Here is a 14,091-nt window from a genome sequence, read left to right as displayed (position 1 = left end):
AGTTGCTCATGTTCATTGAGGATGTTGTATCCGATAGGTTGATCCTGCGCCATATGAGCGCGGGCTTCCTGCAGGCCTGCCTGCGCGGCGACAGCGACGCCGCCGCCGCGCGCTTGGGCAGCCGGCCGGACGCCGGCTGGCTGGCGGAGCGGGCGTTGATGGCGATGCGGCTGGACGATATGGCGGAAGACGCGGCCTACGCGCCGTGGTCGGTGCGGGCGCTGCTGCGCCGCGACGATCTGGCCATGGTCGGCCACATCAACTTCCACACGTTGCCCGGCCATCCTTATTTGAACGGCTATGGCGACGTCGAGCTCGGCTATGCGGTCTACCCCGAATTCCGCCGCCAGGGCTACGCCCGCGAAGCCTTGTTGGCGATGGCCGGCTGGGCGGCGGAAAGCGGCGGCGTGGCGAAGCTGATGCTGTCGATCGAACCCGGCAACCTGCCGTCGCAGGCGCTGGCCGCCCAGCTTGGCTTCGCCAAGGTGGGCCAGGTGCGCGACGACGACGGTTGCGAAGATGTGCTGACGGCTGATTGGCCGTTGCCTGGAGCCTTTGTTTGAAGCAGTCCGCCGTGCCCCGGCTGATCCTGGCCGGACTCCCGCTGTCCTTTCTCTTGTTGCTGGCCGTCGCGCCGCTGGCCCGGCTGCTGGCCGAAGGCGGCCTGCAGTTCAATCCCGCCTTGCTGGCCGATGATTACCTGCGCTGGCGGCTGCTGTGGTCGCTGATCCAGGCGTCGGCCAGCTGCCTGCTGTGCCTGGTGTTGGGCGTGCCGCTGGCCTGGATGCTGGCCCGCTACCGCTTTGCCGGGCGGGCGCTGCTGCTGCGGCTGCTGATGCTGCCCTTCGTGATGCCGACGCTGGTGGCGGCGATGGGCGTGCTGGCGCTGTTCGGGCCGCGCGGCGTGTTCGGCGTCAATCTGCAGGACACGCCGTGGCTGCTGCTGTACGGCAATCTGTTCTTCAACCTGCCGCTGGTGGTGCGCGCCGGCTGCGACGGCTTTTCCCAGGTGCCGGCCAGCCGGCTGGCCGCCGCGCGCACGCTGGGGGCCACCCGCTGGCGGGCGTTCTGGCGCGTGGAGTGGCCGGCGGCTCTGCCGTGGCTGCTGTCCAGCCTATGCCTGGTGTTCCTGTACTGCTTTTCCGGCCTGGGCCTGGCGCTGGTGCTGGGCGGCCAGCGCTACGCGACGCTGGAGGTGGAGATCTACACCCTGGTCGCTTACGAGCTGAACCTGGCCGACGCCGGCGCGCTGGCCTTGCTGGTGCTGCTGGTGTGCGGCGGCATCGCCGCCGTCTACGCCGCCTTGGCGCGCCGGCTGGCCATGGCGGCCAAGGTGGAGCCCTTGCCGCTGCGGCGGGTGGAGCGCCCAGCTGAGCGATTGGCGCTGGCCGCCGCATTGTCGGCGCTGCTGTTGTGCACCGGCCTGCCGCTGCTGGCGGTGCTGTGGCGCGGCCTTTCCGCCGGCGCCGAGTGGGCGGCGTTGTGGGACGAGGATACGCGTTTGGCCTTGTGGAACAGCGCCCGCTTCACCGGCGTGACCGTATTGGCCGCCGGCGCGCTGGGACTGGCGCATGCGCTGGCCTGCGGCCGCAGCCTGGCGCTGCGCGCCTCCATCTTCCTGCCTTTCGTCGCCTCGCCGGTGTGCGTGGCCTTCGGCCTGCTGCTGCTGTATCCGCAATGGAGCGGGGCGCTGGGCCTGCTGATGGCCGCCTACGCGCTGCTGGCTTATCCGCTGGTGGCGAAGGCGGCGCTGGCGTCGCTGGACGGCCAGCCAGCGCATTGGCTGGCCGCCGCCCGCGGCCTGGGCGCCGGCCCGTGGCGGGCTTTCCGCCGCGTCACCTGGCCGCTGTTGCAGCCGGCTATGCGGCGCGGGCTGGCCTTCGCAGCCGCCACCGCGGTCGGCGAGTTCGCCGTCACGCTGTTCCTGTCGCGGCCGGAGTGGCTGACGCTGACCACGCTGATCTACCAGCGGCTGGGGCGTCCCGGCGAAGCCAACGCCGACGCGGCGATGCAGCTCTCCTGCGTGCTGATGCTGCTGGCGCTCATCGTTTTCTGGATCATCGAAACCGCCGGCGGCGCCGGCCCGGAGGAGGACAGCCGTGCTGACGCTGCGAAACCTGAATAAGCGCTTCGGCGCGCGCGTGGTGGCCGACGACGTGTCGCTGGATCTGTCCGCCGGCGAGACGCTGGCCCTGCTGGGGCCGTCCGGCTGCGGCAAGAGCACGCTGCTGAAAATGATCGCCGGCCTGGAGCGGCCGGACAGCGGCGCGCTGGCCTTCGACGGCGAGGATCTGGCCCGAGTGCCGCCCGAGCGGCGCGGTTTCGCGCTGATGTTCCAGGACTTCGCGCTGTTTCCGCATCTGGACGCGCTGGGCAATGTGATGTTCGGGCTGATAGAACAGGGCCTGTCCAAGCGCGACGCGGCCAAGCGCGCTCGCGGGACGTTGGCGCGGGTAGGCCTGGCCGAGCACGAAGCGCGCAAGGTATGGACGCTGTCCGGCGGCGAGCAACAGCGGGTGGCGTTGGCGCGGGCGCTGGTCACGCGCCCCAGGCTGTTGTTGCTGGACGAGCCGTTCTCCAGCCTGGACGCCGATCTGCGCCGGCTGCTGCAGCGCGAGTTCCGCGAGCTGCTGCGGGAGGCGGGCATCCCGGCCATCATCGTCACCCACGACCGCGACGAGGCGTTCGCGCTGGCGGACCGGGTGGCGGTGTTCAAGGACGGCAGGCTGCTGCAATGCGCCGCGCCGCGGCAGCTGCTGGCCGCGCCGGCCAATGCCTGGCTGGCGCGCTTCATCGGTTTCGACAACGTGCTGGAGCATGCGGCGGTGCCGCCGGGCGCGCTGCTGCTGGGCGACGATCAGCCGCCGGCGCGCATCGTCGAGCTGACGCCGCTGGCGGACGGCTTGCGGCTGAGGGTGGAAGCCCAGGCGGGTCCGCTGGCGTTGATGCTGTCGGCGCGGGAGGCGGAGTGGCTGGGCGACGCGCTGTTCGTCGGCGGAACGCTGGGCGTCGGCGTCGACGAATCGCGCCTGCTGCGCTTCCCCTCGCTCAGTTCTTGACCTGTCCCCACACCTTGGCCAGCAGGCGCAGCAATTGCTGGCGCTCCTGGGCGTCCAGGTGCGAAGTCAGGCCGGCGCAGGCGCGCCAGAAGTCGGGCAGCGCCTGCTTCAGCAGCGCGCGGGCTTCCTGGGTCAGGCTAAGCTGCAGGCTGCGGCGGTCAGCGGGGTGGGGGTGGCGGGCGATCAGCCGGCGCTTCTCCAGCCAGTCCAGCAAGCCGGTGGCCGAGGCGCGGGTGATGCCGAAGTAGTCGGCGATGCTGGATGGCGTCGGCGGCTCCGCGCCTAGCCGGCCATCTTCGAACAGGCGGAACAGCAGCAATACGTGCAGCTTGTTTTCCGAAATGCCCAGCGGCGACAGGTGTTGGTTCAGGCGCAGCAGCACGTCGTCGCCCAGCCATAGCAGCAACAGGCCGGCGGCGGCGGCGTCCTGCGGCGTGTCGGCGTCGGCGGTGTCCGCCATCAGTTGCAGATGGGGCGCCATCGCGGCGCTGGCGTCTTGCGGGTGTCGTGCGTCCATGAGGATTCGCCTGGCTGGGTTGTGGCTAGGTGATGGGCCGCGATGATGCTAGCTGAAAAGGCGCGGCGCGTCGAACTCCGTTCTCGCATATTTTATTAGTTTAACTAACTATATACTTATCGTATTATGTGGAAGCCGGCATTAGCCGGCTTCATATGGAAAAGGAACGGAGATGACTATCGAAGTGCAAGCTTTGCATCATGTCGGCTTCAGCGTGCCCAAGCATCAGGTGGCGGCGCTGCAGGCTTTCTATGGCCAGCTGTTCGGTCTGGAGGCGGATCCGTCGCGTCGGCGCATACCCGGCGTGCCCGGCTGCTTCCTCGATTTGCCGGGCGCAACCCAGCTGCACATCATGGGCAAGGATGGCGTATCGCCGTACGCGCAGGGCGAAGGGCAAGACCCGGTGAGCAACCATGTCGCGCTGACGGTGGCCAGCCTGGAGCGGGCCGCGGCGGAGCTGAAGGAGAAGGGCATCGCCTTCTTCAGCCAGCGCGGCGAGGCGGCGGACAAGCTGGAGCAGCTGTTCGTCCGGGATCCGGCGGGCAATCTGCTGGAACTGAGGCAGGCAACGGCCTGAGCGGCGACAGGGCGCTCATAGCGTCCTGCGCAGCGCGCTGGGCGTGAGTCCGTAACGCTGGCGAAAGCGGGCGGCGAAGCGGGATGCCGACGCGTAGCCGCTGGCCTCGGCGATCTCCCCGATGGGCCGCTGGCCGCTTTGCACCTGCTGCAGGGCCAGGCCCATCCGCACCTCTTCCAGGATCGTCTGGAATCCGGCGCCTTCTTCCGCCAGCCGGCGGCGCAGGGTGGACGCGCCCAGGTTGAGCCGGCGCGCCGCCGCGTCCACGCTCCACGGCGCGGCCGGGTCCAGCATCAGCAGCTGTTTCAGCGCCTGAGCCAAATTGTCGGATTGCTCTCGCAGCAATGGCCCGGCCTGGCCGGCCAGCGCCAGGGCCAGCAACACGCCCTCGGCATGATGCTGGCGGATTTCCGGCGCCGCGCCGCCATGCAGGCTGTCGATCAGCAGGCTCCACGCCGACTGCAGCGCGCCGTCCATCGTCGGGCAGAGCTCGAGCCCTGGCCGCTGCCGCAGCAGCAGCGGGCCGTGGCGGTCGCGGAAACGGTCCAGCAGACCCGGCGGCAGGTTGACCACGTCGGCCAGGTAGCCGTCTGGCCCCGGCAGGTTGGCGATGTCCAGTTCGCAGCCGGCGGGCATCAGCACCAGCTGGGCCGATCCGGCCGACATCTCCCGCTCGCCCAGCCGGATGCGCTTACCGCCGAGGCGGACGCGGCACAGCGCCGGCGCAAACACCGGCACCCGCCGCATATGCTGCGGCAGGCGGGCGCGGATCTCGCCGGCCTCGATGCGGCTCAGGCGGTGGGCTATGTCGCGCATCGGGCTCAGCGGCCGTAGGTGGCGGTGATCTGCGCCTTGCCCAGCGCGTTGGCGTTGAGCATGAAGCCCACCAGCGCGCCACTGGCGTTGGCGTCGATTGGCAGCTTGTCGGTCTTCAGCGCCCAGACGGTGAACTGGTAGCGGTGGGGTTTGTCGCCTTCGGGCGGGCAGGCCCCGCCGAAGCGGGCTTCGCCGTAGTCGGTGCGGCCCTGCACCGCGCCCGGCGGCAGCTTGCCGCCCACGCTGCCGGCGCCTTCGGCCAGCGAATGCACATTGGCCGGCAGGTTCGCCACGGTCCAGTGCCACCAGCCGCTGCCGGTGGGAGCGTCCGGGTCGTAGGCGGTGATCGCGAAGCTCTTGGTGCCGTCCGGCGCGCCGCTCCACGACAGCTGCGGCGAGACGTTGCCGCCCTCGCAGCCGAAGCCGCTGTAGACCTGTTTCAGGCTCAGCGGCATGCCGTCGGCGATGCTGTCGCTGGACAGCTTGAAGGCGTCGGCCTGGGCGGCCAGCGGCAGGGCGAGCAGGCTGGCGATCAGCAGGGTGGTGCGCATATCGGTTCTCCTGTGACTAGATGGTGGGAGCATGTTAAGCGTCGGCGCGCGGCGCGGCTGCGCCGAAACGCTCGCCTGCGGCGCGGGCGCGCTCGCGACGACTTTAGCAGCGCGGGCGGGGAATGGGTATGATGCGCGGCGCGATAAAGGAGGGAAACATGCTGAAACGATTGGCGCTGTGGCTGATCCGGATGTATTAGCGGCAATTGTCGCCGCGCAAGGGATGCGGCTGCGCTTATCGGGCCGCGACCAGCCGGAGCGGATATTCCGGCCTGGCCTATCGGGCGATCCGCCGCCACGGCTTGCGGCGCGGAGGCTGGATCGCGCGCGAGCGCCTGCTGCGTTGCTCAGGCCAGAACGCCGGCGGCGGCCGGCCGGTTATTGCGAGCCGCCGTGCGGGCCGGAGTGCCTGAGCCTGGACAGCTGCCTGGGCGAGGCCGCGTGCCGGTCCGGCGAATGCCTGACGCATTCCTGGCTGGATTGGCGGCGGAGCCGCCGGGAGATGGACGGGCGCTGATCAGGCTGCGACCGCGTCCTCGCCGTAGGCGAAGCGGCGCAGTCCTTCCCCCGCCAGCCGATAGCGTATCCACTCGGCCTGCGGCGCGGCGCCGATCGATTCATAGAAATCTATCGCCGGCTGGTTCCAGTCCAGCACGCTCCACTCGAAACGCCCGCAATCGTTGTCGCAGGCCAGCCTGGCCAGATGCCGCAGCAGCGCCTTGCCGGCGCCGGCGCCGCGCAGTTCCGGCGTCACGTACAGGTCTTCCAGATACAGTCCGTTCTTGCCCAGCCAGGTGGAGTAGCTGAAGAAATACACGGCGAAGCCGGCCAACTGGCCGTCCACGCGGCACATCAGCGCCTGGGCTTTGGCTTCGGGGCCGAACAGCGTGGCCTCGATGTCGGCGACGCCGGCCTTCACTTCGTGTTCGGCGCGTTCGTAAACGGCGAGCTCGGTGATGAAGCGGTGGATTTCGGCGGCATCCCTGGGCTGGGCGGGGGTGATGGCGATCTGCATGGGTGGCTCCCTAAGATGGTGGAAATGTCGGTTTCGAACATCTTAGAGCAAGTGTTAGAATGAAAACAGTGCATTGTTTTCAGGTAAAAATGAAAAATATTCATCCAGCTTTGCGCGGCCTGGATCTCAACCTGCTGTTGCTGTTGGACGCGCTGTTCCGCACCGGCTCGGTGCAGGCCGCGGCCGACAGCCTGGCGATCAGCGCTTCCGCCTGCAGCCACGCGCTATCGCGGCTGCGCCTGGCTTTGGGCGACCAGCTGTTCGTGCGGGTGGGCGGGGGGATGCGGCCCACGCCCAGGGCCGAGCAGCTGGCGCCAGTGGTGGAGGCGGCGTTGGCGCTGCTGTCCGATGGCTTGAGCCGGGGCGCGGATTTCGACCCGTCCCGCAGCGAGCGCCGCTTCGTGCTGTCCGCCACCGACTACACCGCCTTCGCGGTGCTGCCCGCTTTTCTGAACCGGATGCAGTCGATGGCGCCGCGCTTGAGCTTTCGCGTGGTCCAGGCGGAGCGCAAGCTGCCGCTGGAGGCGTTGCTGGCCGGCAGCATCGATTTCGCGCTCGGTTATTCGGAAGAGGGCGGGCCGGCGGCGGCGGACATCGAGGAATTCGATTGGCCGGAGGAAGAGTACGTGGCCATCGCCAGCCGCGATCACCCGCGCATCCGGCAGGGGCTGAGCCTGGAAGGCTATCTGGCGGAGCGGCACGCGGTGGTCACGCCGTGGAACGAGCCGCGCGGCGTGGTGGACCTGGTGCTGGAAAAGATGGGGCTGGCGCGGGAGGTGGCGCTGCAGCTGCCGTCGGTGCTGGCTGCGCCGTTCATCATCGGCGGCGGCGAGCTGATCATGACGCTGCCCCGGCGCGCGGCGCTGCGCTTGGCCGAGGCGGCCGGCGTGCGGCTGTATCCCGCGCCCTTCGCCATTCCGCCGTACCGCTTGAAGCTGTATCGCCATCGCCGGCACGCGGGCTCGGCCGCGCACGACTGGGTGTGGCGGCAACTGGTTGCCGGCGGACCGGGGGCGCTGCGGCCATGAAAAAGGGCCGGCATGGCCGGCCCGGTCGGGAATCGCTGCGGATCAACCCGCCAGCCAGCTGCCGGGATGGGATTCCAGCCAGATCTTGATGTTTTTGGCGTCGTTGACGCGCGCGGCGCTGGCGCCGGCGTCCAGCAGCACGAAGATCAGCGGCTGCGAGCCGACGACGGCCTGCAGCACCATGCAGCGGCCGGCTTCCTGAATGTAGCCGGTTTTCTGCACCGCGATGTCCCAGTCGCCTTCGCGCACCAGCGCGTTGCTGTTCTTGTACTGCAGCACGCGGTTGCGCACCGACACGATCTGGTGCCGCTCGGTGGTGGTGAATTCGCGGATCAGCGGGTATTTCTGCGCGGCTTGCACCATCTTGGCCAGATCGGCGGCGGTGGAGGTGTTGCGCACATCCAGGCCGGTAGGATCGTGGAAGACGGTTTCGGTCATGCCCAGGCTCTGCGCCTTGTGGTTCATCCGCTCGACGAAGATGGCGGTGCCGCCGGTGAAGGTGGTGCGCGCCAGCGTGGCGGCGGCGCGGTTTTCCGACGACATCAGCGCCAAGAGCAGCATCTCCTGCCGGCTGAGCGTGGTGCCGACCGCCAGCCGCGACGTGGTGTGCTTCAGGCGGTCGATCTCGGCGTCGGACACCGTGACCTGCTGGTCCAGCGACACGCCCGAATCCAGCAACACCATCGCCGTCATCAGCTTGCTGATCGACGCGATGGGCATGCGCTGGTGGGCGTTCTTTTCATACAGAGCCTCGCCGGTCAGACCGTTGAGGATCAGCACCGAATGGGAATTGAGCCTGGGGGCGGTGTAGCCGGACATTTCACTGGCTACCAGCACGCCTTGGGGCGAAGCCGCCAGCACCGGCATGGCCAGGGCCGCCGATACCAGCAGGCTTGCGATTTTCTTGATCATGCGTCACTCCACTGTGCGCTTATTTTGGAGAAAACCGGACGGCATTTTCACGGCATCTGCAGGCAAAATCAGTCAAGATGTTGGCATCATTTGTTGCAGGCGCCCGCTGCGTCCTGTTTGCATTTTAAACAATGTCTCCGCTCTGTGTAGGGCAAATTGCGGTTTTTCACAGCAGCGCGCGGCGGCGGTTTTTCCTTGCCTGGCGGTCCTTTGCCGGGGATGGGGAAACGGAAGGTGAGATCGGGCGGATATGGGCGTAAAATCAACCTTTTCGCCATTGCTCCGGGGCCGCCATGCTGCTCACTTTTCCCGACAGTCCGTTTCAACTGAACCAGCCTTTCCCGCCGGCCGGCGACCAGCCGTCCGCCATCGAGAAACTGGTGGAGGGCCTGTCCGACGGCCTGTCCTACCAGACTCTGCTGGGCGTGACCGGCTCCGGCAAGACCTACACCATGGCCAACGTCATCGCCCAGACGGGACGGCCGGCCATCATCATGGCGCACAACAAGACGCTGGCGGCGCAGCTGTACAGCGAGATGCGCGAATTCTTCCCGCACAACGCGGTGGAATATTTCGTCTCCTACTACGACTACTACCAGCCGGAAGCCTACGTTCCCAGCCGCGATCTGTTCATCGAGAAAGATTCCAGCATCAACGAACACATCGAGCAGATGCGGCTGTCGGCGACCAAGTCGATATTGGAACGTCCCGACTGCATCATCGTGGCGACGGTGTCGGCGATTTACGGTATCGGCGACCCGTCCGACTACCATCAGATGATTCTGCACCTGAAGGAAGGCGAGGCCACGCCGCAGCGCGACATCATCAGCCGCCTGACCACCATGCAGTACAGCCGCAACGACCTGGACTTCGGCCGCGGCACCTTCCGCGTGCGCGGCGACGTGATCGACATCTACCCGGCGGAAAGCAGCGACACCGCGCTGCGCGTCAGCCTGTTCGACGACGAGGTTGAAACGCTGACGCTGTTCGATCCGTTGACCGGCACGACGAAACAGCGCGTCGGCCGCTTCACCGTGTTCCCGTCCAGCCACTACGTGACGCCGCGCGACACCGTGCTGCGCGCCTGCGAGCAGATCAAGGACGAGCTGCGCCACCGCATCGAGTGGTATCAGAAGGAAGGCAAGCTGGTGGAGGCGCAGCGCATCGAGCAGCGCACTCGCTTCGACCTGGAAATGCTGTACGAGATGGGCTTCTGCAAGGGCATCGAAAACTACTCGCGCCATTTTTCCGGCCGCGGTCCGGGCGATCCGCCGCCGACGCTGATCGACTACCTGCCCAAGAGCGCGCTGATGTTCATCGACGAGAGCCACGTCACCGTGCCGCAGGTGGGCGCGATGTACAAGGGCGACGCCGCGCGCAAGGCCAACCTGGTGGAATACGGCTTCCGCCTGCCGTCAGCGGCCGACAACCGGCCGCTGAAGTTCCACGAGTTCGAGCAACTGATGCCGCAGACCATCTTCGTCTCGGCCACGCCGGCGGTGTACGAGAAGGACCACGCCGGCCAGGTGGTGGAGCAGGTGGTGAGGCCGACCGGCCTGGTGGACCCGCAGATCGAGATCCGTCCGGTGGCGACCCAGGTGGATGATCTGCTGTCCGAAATCCGCGACCGCATGGAGCGCGGCGAGCGGGTGCTGGTCACCACGCTGACCAAGCGCATGGCCGAGCAACTGGCCGACTACTACACCGAGCACGGCATCAAGGTGCGCTATCTGCACAGCGACATCGACACCGTCGAGCGGGTGGAGATCATCCGCGACCTGCGCCTGGGCATGTTCGACGTGCTGATCGGCATCAACCTGCTGCGCGAGGGTCTGGACATTCCCGAGGTGAGCCTGGTGGCGATCCTGGACGCGGACAAGGAAGGCTTCCTGCGCTCCGAGCGCAGCCTGATCCAGACCATAGGCCGCGCCGCGCGCAACCTGAACGGCCGTGCGCTGCTCTACGCCGACCGTATCACCGATTCGATGAAGAAGGCGATGGACGAGACCGAGCGCCGCCGCGCCAAGCAGATGGCGTTCAACGCCGAGCACGGCATTATCCCCCGCGGTGTGGAGAAGAAGATCAAGGACATCATCGACGGCGTCTACAGCGTCGAAGCCGAGCGCAAGAAGCTGGTGGACGAAGCCAAGGTGGCGATGATGGATGAGAAGACTCTGTCCAAGGAGATCAAACGGCTGGAGAAGGAAATGCTGGAGGCCGCGCGCAATCTGGAGTTCGAACGGGCGGCGCGCATCCGCGACGAATTGAAGCAGTTGAAGGAAAAGGCCTGGCTCAGCGAGTTGTGAGCCGGCTTAGTCCATTCAACCCCGCGTCGGCGACGCGGGGTTTTTTTGCGTCCTTCTGGCGAGCGGGCCGTTCAGGCAGGCTCCAGCAACTCCTGCGGCAGGAAAGCCAGCTCGTCGCGGAAGAAGCTGCGCTCGCCGCGCCGCAGTTGCGGCAGCAACTGTTTCAGGCGCAGCGCGCTGGAGCAGGCCTGCCGGCTGACGCCGCCTTCCCAGGCCTGGAACCATAGCGTTTCCAGCAGCAGATTGGCCAGTTGCAGCGGCGTCAGCGGCAGTCGGCCCTGATCGTGCTCGTCCAGCGTCAGCTCGGCGACGGCGGTCCAGCTGCGGTAGCCCTTGGCGGCGGAAAACGGGCAGGGCGACAGGGCCAGCGCGAGGCGCATCTCCTGCAGCGGGAATGGCCGCGCGGCCTGGAAGCCCGCCAGAGCCGGGCGCTTGGTCCGCTGACAGTCGCCGCGGGCGATGCGCAGCAGGAAGACGACGTTCCACGCCGAGCCGTTGCCGACGCCGAAGCGATCGCAAATCCATTCCGACAGCCCCAGCCAGCGTATCGCCAGCCGCTGCATGTCCGCGACCGGCAGCGCGCGTTGCGGATCGACCAGCGCCTGCTTCCAGAACAGCCACAAGCACCAGCCCAGGTTGGCCGCAACGTGCTGGGCGGCGTCGATGGAGTCCGCCTCGTAAGCGGCTTCCAGCGCGCCGGCCAGGTCCCGCAACGCCGCTTCGGCGCGTTCCGGCGCTTGTCCCGAGATGGCCGCCTGCTTGTGCAACAGCGCGCCCAGGTTCAGGCATTCGAAGCGCACGCGGGGGTTGTAGCGATAGACCGGCTGCAGCTCTCCCGGATTGCGCAGTTGCGCGAGGCAGGCCTCGGCGCCGTCTGGCTCGCCGCGCGCGTAGTGGTCCCAGGCGCGGGCGATGCAGGCCATGGCGGCAAAGGTGGGTTGGGCAGTTTCGAAGCGGCGGCCGTCCAGCACCTGGCCCAGTTTCTTCAGCGCCAGCCGGCTGTCGTCGAACTGCGCGCCGCGGCGCCAGGCCAGGCTTTCCTTGGTCAGGGCCAGCGCCTGCTGGAAATCGTTGTGCGCGGCCAGGCTGGCGGCATGGAAGGAAGCCGCCACCTGCGGGCCCGCCAGCCTGCCCATGCCGTCGCGCTCGTCGCGGATCGCCTGGGTGAGCTGGCTCCAGTAATCCAGGCCGCGGGTCAGCGCCTCCAGTTGCGAAATCGAATCGGGAGCCTCCGCCGCGGCCGGCTCCAGGCCGAGGAATTGTTCCAGCTGCCGGCGGTCTGCCGGCAGTCCGTCCGCCAGAAATTCCAGCCGGGCCATGCCGTCAGAGGCCAGCCAGAAAGGGCCGCGGCTGCGTCCGTCCGGATTGAGCAAGGAGGCGGGTTCGCGCCGCGGCGCGCCCCAGCCGGCCTCCACGCCCCAGGCGGCGAAATCGGCGAAGGCGCGGGAAACCAGCATGCGCGGCGTCCGGCTGGCCGGAAAGCGCTGCCGCAGCGCGGCGACCGCCACCATGCCGTCTTCGTGGGCCGCGGCGTAGTAAAGCCGGACCAGCAGCCACAGCGATTGGAAGCGTACGGGTTTGCCGGCATGGCGGTAGGGCGGGGTGAGTTCGAAATGGATGGCGTCGGCGGTCATTATTTCAGGTTACGGCAGTTACGGACCGCGCGGTTTACCCCGCCGGGCCGGGCTGGCTAGAATCTTGCCAAGATCAAGGTTTGGCAGGAACCGTGATTTTGGAGCGGCAGGCGAGCGGCGAGTTCTCCCAGGAATGGAAATTTGGGAAATCGCCGCCTTTATTTGAAATATAAATGGAAAATAAAATGCACAGAATATTTAAATTTGCCGGCGCGATGCTGGGCCTGGCGCTGGCGGCCGGGGCCTGCGCGGCGCAGGGCAGCCTGAGCCTCAAGCACCTGAAGGGCGGCGTGTACGTGGTGGAAGACGACTATTACGCCAAGGAGAACTCGGCGGTATACGTCGGCGCGGAGCATGTGACCGTGGTGGGCGCCACCTGGACGCCGGACACCGCCCGCGAGCTGGCGCGGCAAATACGCGCGGTCACCGACAAGCCCATCGCCGAGGTGATCAATCCCAACTATCACACCGACCGGGCCGGCGGCAACGCGTACTGGAAGTCGATCGGCGCCCGCATCGTCGCCACCCGGCAGACGGTCGACGAGATGAGCCGCGGCTGGGACGACATCGTCGCTTTTACCCGGCAGGGTTTTCCGGATTACCCGGCGCTGCCCGCCTCAATGCCTGATCGGGTGTTTCCCGGCGATTTCGAATTGCAGGGCGGCAAGGTCAAGGCCTTTCATCTGGGGGCGGCGCATACCCGTGACGGCATTTTCGTCTACTTCCCGGAAGAGAAGGTGCTGTACGGCAACTGCATCCTCAAGCAGGAGCTGGGCAATCTCCATTACGCCGATTTGAACGAGTACCCGAAGACGCTGGACAGGCTCGCGCTCAGCGGGCTGGACATCGATACCGTCATCGCCGGCCACCTGGACGCCCTGCACGGCCCCGAGTTGATCGATCACTACCGCCAGCTGTTGAGGCGTCAGGCTTCGGACGCGGCGGCGCAGGCGCGCTGAGTTCAGCCTTGCCAGGCGGGCCGGCCCTTGACGGCCTCGACGATCCAGTCACCGCGGTGGTCGTAGATCAGGTTGAAGGTGGTATGGCCTTCGCTGGCGTCGCACAGCGCCGCGCCTTGCCTGCTGTTGTCGAAGTCGATGACGGTGCCGGCGTGGCGGCGGCCGACGCCGGCATAGAAGCGCGGCAGCGGCGCGCAATCGATGTGGCTGTCCGGCTGGGCGTCGATGAAGCTGGACAGGACCATGCGGCCGTCGCCGGTGCGCACCGCCTGGCCGACATTGCAGGGCCGCCGTCCTGCGTCGTAGTGGGGAATGCTGATGCGGAACGCCTCCTCGTCCACGCCGGGGTGGTGGCGGGGGGCGCTCAGTTCCGGTTCGGGGCCCAGGCTCATGGTGACCGCGTTGGGGGAGGGCAAGCCTGAGCGCGAGGCGCGCACCGGCTGGCAGGACATGGCCTGGCCGGAGGGAAGGCCGGCGCGCGGCGCCGGATCAAGGCGGGCCTGCGCGGCGGCGAAGCTGGACGACAGCAGCTCCAGGATCAGGATGGAGCCGGTCTCGGAGATAGGCGGCAGCGTCCGGTGGTAAAGGCTGTTGCTGTAGACGGCGCTGTCCGCGCCGGCGTAGCGGGCGGGTTCCTGAAACAGGAAGAAGTCCTGAGCGTGTCGGCTGTTGTTGAGAATATTGATGGTGTAGCGAGCGTTCATGCCCAATGTCCGG

The 14,091-nt window shown here is 67.5% G+C and carries 15 protein-coding genes; 8 read left to right on the top strand and 7 right to left on the bottom strand.

The annotated features are described in order from the left end of the window. Window positions 1–8 precede the first annotated feature (8 nt). Genes BKX93_RS06560 through BKX93_RS06550 form a run of 3 tightly spaced genes read left to right on the top strand, consistent with a single transcriptional unit; the run spans window position 9 to window position 3,059 of the window. Window positions 9–563 (top strand): GNAT family N-acetyltransferase, encoded by a 555-nt coding sequence (locus BKX93_RS06560; protein WP_083340466.1) that lies wholly within the window; start codon window positions 9–11, stop codon window positions 561–563. Continuing rightward, on the top strand, window positions 560–2,125 hold the full coding sequence (locus BKX93_RS06555; protein WP_070979236.1) for an ABC transporter permease: 1,566 nt from the start codon (window positions 560–562) through the stop codon (window positions 2,123–2,125). Before BKX93_RS06560 ends, BKX93_RS06555 begins: the two co-directional genes overlap by 4 nt. Next, on the top strand, window positions 2,100–3,059 hold the full coding sequence (locus BKX93_RS06550) for an ABC transporter ATP-binding protein (RefSeq protein WP_070979233.1): 960 nt from the start codon (window positions 2,100–2,102) through the stop codon (window positions 3,057–3,059). The genes BKX93_RS06555 and BKX93_RS06550 overlap by 26 nt, the downstream gene beginning before the upstream one ends. On the opposite strand, the gene BKX93_RS06545 is transcribed toward BKX93_RS06550, so the two are convergent. Beyond that, a complete protein-coding gene (locus BKX93_RS06545; protein WP_046158274.1) occupies window positions 3,049–3,576 on the bottom strand; it encodes a MarR family winged helix-turn-helix transcriptional regulator in 528 nt (175 codons plus the stop codon). The genes BKX93_RS06550 and BKX93_RS06545 overlap by 11 nt on opposite strands. A 172-nt stretch (window positions 3,577–3,748) precedes the next feature. Here BKX93_RS06545 and BKX93_RS06540 point away from each other — a divergent pair, with 172 nt between their 5' ends. Further along, on the top strand, window positions 3,749–4,153 hold the full coding sequence (locus BKX93_RS06540; protein ID WP_070979231.1) for a VOC family protein: 405 nt from the start codon (window positions 3,749–3,751) through the stop codon (window positions 4,151–4,153). A gap of 15 nt (window positions 4,154–4,168) precedes the next feature. Here the strand turns inward: BKX93_RS06540 and BKX93_RS06535 are convergent, their stop codons facing one another. After that, a complete protein-coding gene (locus BKX93_RS06535; RefSeq protein WP_070979230.1) occupies window positions 4,169–4,969 on the bottom strand; it encodes a helix-turn-helix transcriptional regulator in 801 nt (266 codons plus the stop codon). 5 nt (window positions 4,970–4,974) lie between these two features. After that, complete coding sequence (locus BKX93_RS06530; RefSeq protein ID WP_046158277.1) at window positions 4,975–5,520, bottom strand: kinase inhibitor; 546 nt, start codon at window positions 5,518–5,520, stop codon at window positions 4,975–4,977. Window positions 5,521–5,726: 206 nt separating this feature from the next. Here BKX93_RS06530 and BKX93_RS25985 point away from each other — a divergent pair, with 206 nt between their 5' ends. Continuing rightward, the gene (locus BKX93_RS25985) at window positions 5,727–5,933 is read left to right on the top strand and encodes a membrane protein insertion efficiency factor YidD (protein WP_083340465.1); all 207 of its coding nucleotides are present in this window, start codon (window positions 5,727–5,729) and stop codon (window positions 5,931–5,933) included. A gap of 104 nt (window positions 5,934–6,037) precedes the next feature. Here the strand turns inward: BKX93_RS25985 and BKX93_RS06525 are convergent, their stop codons facing one another. Continuing rightward, window positions 6,038–6,535: a GNAT family N-acetyltransferase gene (locus BKX93_RS06525; RefSeq protein WP_046158278.1), complete on the bottom strand. Its 498-nt coding sequence runs from the start codon at window positions 6,533–6,535 to the stop codon at window positions 6,038–6,040. A gap of 89 nt (window positions 6,536–6,624) precedes the next feature. On the opposite strand from BKX93_RS06525, the gene BKX93_RS06520 reads away from it, so the two are divergent. Next, entirely contained in the window at window positions 6,625–7,563 is a 939-nt protein-coding gene (locus BKX93_RS06520) for a LysR substrate-binding domain-containing protein (RefSeq protein ID WP_082107107.1), read from the top strand. Window positions 7,564–7,605: 42 nt separating this feature from the next. Here BKX93_RS06520 and BKX93_RS06515 read toward each other — a convergent pair whose 3' ends face one another. Next, entirely contained in the window at window positions 7,606–8,475 is an 870-nt protein-coding gene (locus tag BKX93_RS06515) for a serine hydrolase (protein ID WP_070979229.1), read from the bottom strand. Window positions 8,476–8,768: 293 nt separating this feature from the next. On the opposite strand from BKX93_RS06515, the gene uvrB reads away from it, so the two are divergent. After that, window positions 8,769–10,781: an excinuclease ABC subunit UvrB gene (gene uvrB / locus BKX93_RS06510; protein ID WP_070979228.1), complete on the top strand. Its 2,013-nt coding sequence runs from the start codon at window positions 8,769–8,771 to the stop codon at window positions 10,779–10,781. Between the two features lie 71 nt (window positions 10,782–10,852). Here uvrB and BKX93_RS06505 read toward each other — a convergent pair whose 3' ends face one another. Next, window positions 10,853–12,415, bottom strand: a complete 1,563-nt coding sequence (locus BKX93_RS06505) for a hypothetical protein (protein WP_046167155.1) — start codon at window positions 12,413–12,415, stop codon at window positions 10,853–10,855. 185 nt (window positions 12,416–12,600) lie between these two features. On the opposite strand from BKX93_RS06505, the gene bla reads away from it, so the two are divergent. Then, window positions 12,601–13,374, top strand: coding sequence for a subclass B2 metallo-beta-lactamase (gene bla / locus BKX93_RS06500; protein ID WP_235429325.1), 774 nt, complete (start codon window positions 12,601–12,603; stop codon window positions 13,372–13,374). Between the two features lie 2 nt (window positions 13,375–13,376). Here bla and BKX93_RS25070 read toward each other — a convergent pair whose 3' ends face one another. Further along, entirely contained in the window at window positions 13,377–14,078 is a 702-nt protein-coding gene (locus BKX93_RS25070; RefSeq protein WP_046158284.1) for a hypothetical protein, read from the bottom strand. Window positions 14,079–14,091: the final 13 nt, after the last annotated feature.

The sequence above is a fragment of the Chromobacterium vaccinii genome (assembly GCF_001855275.1).
GTDB lineage: Bacteria > Pseudomonadota > Gammaproteobacteria > Burkholderiales > Chromobacteriaceae > Chromobacterium > Chromobacterium vaccinii.
The sequence above is the reverse complement of the archived record's forward strand: the minus strand, read 5'-3'. Positions and strand labels throughout refer to the sequence as shown.